This is a genomic window from Zarconia sp., from assembly GCF_057467645.1.
This window is the reverse complement of the sequence record NZ_JBRJXU010000089.1, coordinates 1-6,633: the sequence shown is the minus strand read 5'-3', so window position 1 is coordinate 6,633 and position 6,633 is coordinate 1. Positions and strand designations below refer to the sequence as shown.

Annotated in this window: 2 protein-coding genes; both read left to right on the top strand. The window is 48.1% G+C overall.

What is annotated here, in order from left to right; genetic code table 11:
- Window positions 1-415 precede the first annotated feature (415 nt).
- Window positions 416-5,806, top strand: coding sequence for a trifunctional serine/threonine-protein kinase/ATP-binding protein/sensor histidine kinase (locus tag AC2215_RS13320; protein WP_486810498.1), 5,391 nt, complete (start codon window positions 416-418; stop codon window positions 5,804-5,806).
- A 219-nt stretch (window positions 5,807-6,025) separates the two neighbouring features.
- Window positions 6,026-6,633, top strand: a 608-nt coding sequence (locus AC2215_RS13315; protein WP_486810497.1) for an N-acetylmuramoyl-L-alanine amidase, incomplete at its 3' end; no start/stop codon positions are given.

Here is a 6,633-nt window from a genome sequence, read left to right as displayed (position 1 = left end):
TACCTCCGAACCCGGAAAAGGAACCGAGTTTGCCATTTCACTTCCCATCGGTTAAATTTTCCGGGTCATCAAATAACGCCAAACTCGTCAGCTCTTGTGGGCTCAGTTCTCTCGATACGCCATCGCCCCTTGCCCTAAAAAGCGCCAGTTCGGGTTAAGGATAATCTAGAGGTGGAGCGGTGAGCTGGATTCGCTTCATGTGTGGACAGGGAGCTTTCCACATTGGGGAAAATTGGTCAACGAAGGCCGTTCGATGAGATTCTATTCCCCGACACCCGGTCACCCTACACCCCACACCCCATCCTCACCGGAAACTGTTATCCCGAACTGACGTTAAAAATGTTGTGATTTCGATCGATTTGAGGTCCGATCGAAAAAGCCACACTGGAAGCACGCAGTCTATCCCCACACGACGATGATGACTCTTCCCGGCTATCACCTCGGTGAAAATCTCTACCAAGGCACGCGCACCCTCGTTTATCGCGGCACTCGCACCACCGATAGCCAAACAGTCATCATTAAACTCCTGCGTAACGAATACCCCACCTTTGCGGAGTTGGCACAGTTTCGCAATCAGTACGCCATTACCAAAAACCTCAACCTCTCCGGTATCGTCCAACCCCTGGCATTAGAAAACTACGGCAACGGCTATGCCTTAGTGATGCCCTCCCAGGGTTATATTTCTCTGGGGCAATGGCAACAAGGTTCCCTCAACATGGGGGATTTTCTCTCCATTGCCCTTCAATTAGCCGACATTCTCCACCAACTCGATCGACATCGGGTGATTCACAAAGATATCAAACCCGCCAACATTCTCATCCATCCCCAAACCAAACACGTCCAACTCATCGACTTCAGCATCTCTTCCCGACTGCCGAAGGAAACCCAAGAAATTAGCAGTCCCAATACCCTTGAAGGAACCCTCGCCTATCTCTCCCCGGAACAAACCGGACGGATGAATCGCGGCATCGATTACCGCAGCGACTTCTATTCCCTCGGAGTCACTTTTTACGAACTCCTCACGGGAGAATTGCCCTTCCACTGCGATGACCCCATGGAGTTGGTACATTGCCATCTGGCCCGATGTCCCATGCCACCGGACATGAGGAAAAACGAAATTCCCCAGATTCTGTCGCAACTGGTGTTGAAACTGATGGCGAAAAATGCCGAAGACCGGTATCAGAGTGCTTTGGGGTTGAAATACGACTTAGAAAAATGTTTGGTGCAATGGAAAGAAACGAGCCATATCGAGCCGTTTGAGTTGGGAGAACGGGATATTTGCGATCGCTTCATCATTCCCGAACAGCTCTACGGACGGGAGGCTGAAGTCGAGCGGTTATTGGCAGCATTCGGTCGCGTAGCCTCTCCCCTGGAGAATCGCGTCGCCGAGGGTAACACGGAAATGATGTTGGTCGCCGGCTTCTCGGGCATCGGCAAAACCGCCGTCATCAACGAAATCCACAAACCCATCACTCGCCAGCAAGGGTATTTCATTCAAGGTAAATTCGACCAATTCAATCGCAACGTACCCTTATCTGCCTTCGTGCAAGCATTCCGCAGTTTGATAAAACAACTGTTGGGAGAGTCGGATGCGGCTTTGGCAATGTGGAAAGCCGATATTCTCGATGCCGTTGGGGTCAACGGACAAGTATTGATCGAGGTGATTCCCGAACTCGAAGCAATTATCGACGCACAACCAGCCGTTCCAGAACTCTCCGGAAGTGCGGCCCAAAACCGCTTTAACCTGCTCTTTGGTAAATTCGCGCGAGTTTTTGCCACCCCCGAACATCCCTTGGTTATCTTTTTGGATGATTTGCAGTGGGCGGATTTAGCCTCCCTGAACCTGTTGAAACTATTACTCAGGGAGTTAGCATCGGGCTATTTATTCGTGTTGGGAGCCTATCGAGATAATGAGGTGTTTCCGGCGCATCCGTTGATGCTGACCCTCGACGAAATCGACAAACCCCTCGAGACTCTGACGTTGGCACCCTTGCAAGAGTCCGATATCACCCAGTTGCTGGCCGATACGTTGCTGTGTTCTCCCGAACGAGCCACCCCGCTCTCCCATCTCGTGTATCAAAAAACCCAGGGCAATCCGTTTTTCACGACCCAGTTTTTACAGGGGTTGTACGAGGAGGGTTGCATTACCTTTGAGGTAGATGCGGGATATTGGCAGTGCGATTTGGCTCGGGTGCGGCAGTTGGCACTCACTTCGGATGTGGTGGAGTTTCTGGTGGGACGGTTGCAGAAGCTACCGCAGGAGACGCAGGAAGTATTAAAGCTCGCCGCGTGTATTGGCAATCAGTTCGATTTAGGAACCTTAGCGGTGGTGTGCGAAGAAAGCCCAGATAAAGTCGCGACAGATTTATGGTGTGCTTTAAACGAAGGGTTTGTTGTTCCTCAAAGCGAGACTTATAAGTTTTTCCAAGGGGATGAGTGCCAGAAGAATGGGGTTGATGATGTGGTAGGTTATCGCTTTTTGCACGATCGCGTCCAGCAAGCAGCCTATTCCCTGATTCCAGATGCCCAAAAAAACCGCACGCACTGGAGAATTGGTCAGTTGTTATTGCAAGGGTTATCTGAGTCAGAAAAATTAGAACGGATTTTTGACCTAGTCAATCAACTGAATTTGGGGAAAGCTGAAATTTCCACTCAAGAGGAGAAACAAATACTAGCTCGCTTAAACCTGCAAGCTGGACAAAAAGCGAAGCTCTCTGCTGCGTATAAAGCAGCTCAAAACTATTGTACGATCGGGATCGGTTTATTATCAAAAAAAACGTGGAAAACTGACTATGAATTGACCTACAGTTTGCATCGATATAGCTCAGAAGCTGCATATTTATCCGGTGATTTCGATCGAGCAGAATCTCTTTACTCAGAAGCGATCGCTCACGCTAGAACGCCTCTAGACAAAGTAATAATTTGTCGAGTTCAAATGACTCAATATCAGCTTCAGGGACGAAATTCTGAAGCCGTAAAAATTCAACGCCAAAGCTTAGAATGGCTTGGCTATAACATGCCTGTAGAGCTAAAACAAATTCAGACTAGTTTAGATCGAGAAATTGTCACAGTTGAAAAAAAAATCGAGAAACAGACGGTTGAATCAATTCTTGAATTGACTAAAATGAAGGATCCCAACATTGCAGAAATGCTGCGAATTTTACAAATTCTCTTTTATTCTGCATGGCTTGACGGTCAACCCACTTTAGCGTTGCTGGCAGTCGCCAAGATGACCACTTTATCTTTGCACAATGGTAACAGTGATGTGTCTCCTTTTGGCTATGTTGGCTATGGCATGATCGCAAATGAATTACTCAAGGACTATGAGACAGCTCATCGCTTTGGGAAAATGGCAGTACAGCTTTGCGAACAGTTTGATAACGCTGATGTACGTGGTATGACTAATTTCCTCTTTGCTGCCGATGTTCAGAGCTGGAGTCGCCCAATTCGACAGGCAGATCGATATTACGAGAATGCCTATAAGTATGGCATGGATGCAGGCAACTGGCTGACCGTTAGCTTTATGATGATACAAAGTGGTTCCGATCGCCTCACCTACGGAAAGAATCTGGATGAACTCTACGCGATCGCTCAAACTCATGCAGCTTTTCTCCGTCATATCAAAAGTTTGGATAACCTCGATGGATTAATGGCTGGGGTTATTCAACCGATTCGCAATCTCCTGGGTTTGACAAAAACGCCACTCACCTTTGATGACGAAGAGTTTAAGGAAGCACAGTATCTCAAAAAACACGAAAATAATGCCTTTCTTTTATCTTGGTTGTATTCTGTACAAATTCGCCATGCCTATTTATTTGAGAACACAGCCGCATACCCGAATTCGATCGAGAAATTGAGCACGATCGAACAAGCGGTTTCGAGTCATACAAAAGTCCCTTCGAGCGTATTTTATGTCGCATTAATGCATCTAGCGTTGGTGGAAACTGTTGCTGAAGATGCCGAGGTTCAAATTCATTGGCAAGCTCTAGCTCTATTAGAAGAACAGTTGAAACGTTGGGCAACAGCTTGTCCGGAAAATCTTCTACACAAATGCTGGCTGATTCAAGGCGAAAAAGCGCGGCTGAACGGACAAAAAGCAGAGGCGATCGAATATTACGATCGCGCCATCGCCGGAGCTCAAGCCAACCAGTACATTCAAGAAGAAGCCCTCGCGAACGAACTCGCCGCCAAATTCTACTTGGACTGGGGCAAAGACAAAATTGCCCAAACCTATATGCTCGAAGCCTACTATTGCTACGCGCGCTGGGGAGCCAAAGCCAAAACCGACCATCTCGAAGCGACCTATCCCCAACTACTGACCCCCATTCTCCAACAACCCAAATCGCCTTTTGGGGATAACGCGACGAGTACCTGCACTTCCCAGCCCACCCTTCACTCTTCCACAAAAACCACCACGTCAATTCTCGATGTCACCAGTGCCATTAAAGCGTCCCAAGCCCTCTCTGGAGAAATCGAACTCGAAGCGCTTCTGTCTAAATTAATGAATATCGTCTTAGAAAATGCCGGAGCGGATAAAGGGGCGTTAATTTTGCAGAATACCGGCACGTGGGAAGTAGCGGCATTTTGTGAGGGTGGAGCGTGCCATTTATGTCTGTCTTCTCTCGATGGGGCCGATACCCTACCAATGAGTATCATCCGTACCGTCCAACGAACCCAACAAACGATCGTTCTCAATCGCGTCGAAAAAGACGCCCATTTTTCCAGAGATGCCGATCTCAAACAACAGCAGCCCAAAAGCTTATGTTGCACCCCCATTCTCAACCAAGGGCGACTCATTGGCATCCTCTACCTGGAAAATAACCTGAGTGAGGAAGCCTTCACTCAAGATCGGGTCGAAGTACTGAATTTGCTCTGTTCCCAAGCTGCGATTGCCCTGGAAAATGCCCGACTGTACGAAAATGCCCAAGCCGCCAACAAAATGTTGCAGAAGTCCCTTGAGGACTTGAAACAAGCCCAACTGCAAATCGTGCAAAGTGAAAAAATGTCGGCTTTAGGTAATCTCGTTTCGGGTATCGCCCACGAAATTAACAATCCCGTGGGTTTCATTGGCGGTAACCTCCAACCCGCCCGAGATTACATCCAAGATTTGTTTGGGTTAATTGACTTGTATCGGGAGAAATACCCCGACGGTGATGAAGAGATTGAAGAAGAAATTGAAGCCATCGACTTAGACTTTCTGCGGGAGGATTTACCCAAACTGATGGGTTCGATGAAACTGGGGGCGGAGCGCATCGCTCATATTAGTAAAAGCTTGCGGACATTTTCCCGAACGGACCAAGAGCACAAAGTGCCTTTCAATATCCACGATGGTATCGATAGCACATTGCTCATTCTCAAACATCGCCTCAAAGCCAACGAACAGCGTCCAAAAATTGGCATTATCAAAAATTACGGCAATATTCCAGAGATTCGATGTTTTCCCGGACAACTCAATCAGGTGTTTATGAACTTGATTGCCAATGCCATTGATGCCCTCGAAGACTCCAATGAAGGGTGCAGTTTTGAGGAAATCGCAGCATATCCCAACCGAATTACTATTCAAACTCAAATTCACAAGGAGCAAGTCATCATTCAAATTGCCGATAACGGTGTGGGCATCCCAGAAAATGTCAAAGCGCGGATTTTCGAGCAAGGCTTTACCACCAAAGGGGTCGGCAAAGGTACAGGTTTGGGAATGGCGATCGCCCGGCAGATTATCAAAGAAAAACATGGCGGTACGATCTCTTGTTCTTCCGAACCCGGAAAAGGAACTGAGTTTGCGATCGCCCTTTCAATTTTGGGCTAACCCGATGACGAAATCGATACTGTCACCAACTCTTTCATGTCGATTTCAAGAATTTATAGATACTTCAGTCATTCCTCAGAGACTTTTAAGCCATCGAATTTACGATCGTCAAAATAGAGGGGATTGCCCTTACTTGTTGAGAGGAATGGGAAATGCCAAGATAGAAATGCCAAGATCGATCGGATCGCGCTTAGTCAAAAATTTACCTCTTACCCCCTTATGAAAGTCACGCTGGAAGTGGGTCACGGCCCCTATATGGATCGAGATGGAAGCACCGGGTTTGAAGAGGGTGCTTATGGAAACGGAACCACTGAATATAAGGAAGTGACGGTGATGGCCAACATCACCAGTCGTCTTTTGAGGGCGAAGGGCTATCAAGTCAACGTTCTCGACCCGACGGATTTGCTAGAGGCGATGGGTTCCTACGCTGAAGATAGCGATGTCTTCGTGAGTATGCACCTGAATGCCTTTAACGGTCGCACTCAAGGCACCGAGGTACTCATCCACCGCAACGGCACCGACGAAGATTACCGATTTGCCGGTATTCTCCAAGACGAACTCGTAGATGCCCTGCGATTGAACGATCGCGGCGTGAAACGTCAGGGATTGGCTGTCTTATTGGGCGTTCCCCTCACCGTGCGAGCAGCTTGCCTGACAGAATCCTATTTTATCGACTCCGTCGATGCCTCTACCGCTAGACGGTACACCGAAATGGCAGCAGAAGCGATCGCTATTGGCATCGATCGTTATGCGGTCACTATTGGCAAACAACCTGCAGATGCTCGACCATCGCCATCGCCATCGCCATCGCCATCCCCGTCTCCATC

Coding starts and splice junctions, on each gene's coding strand:
- AC2215_RS13320 (WP_486810498.1), top strand. CDS start 416: ATGATGACTCTTCCCGGCTATCACCTCGGTGAAAATCTCTACCAAGGC.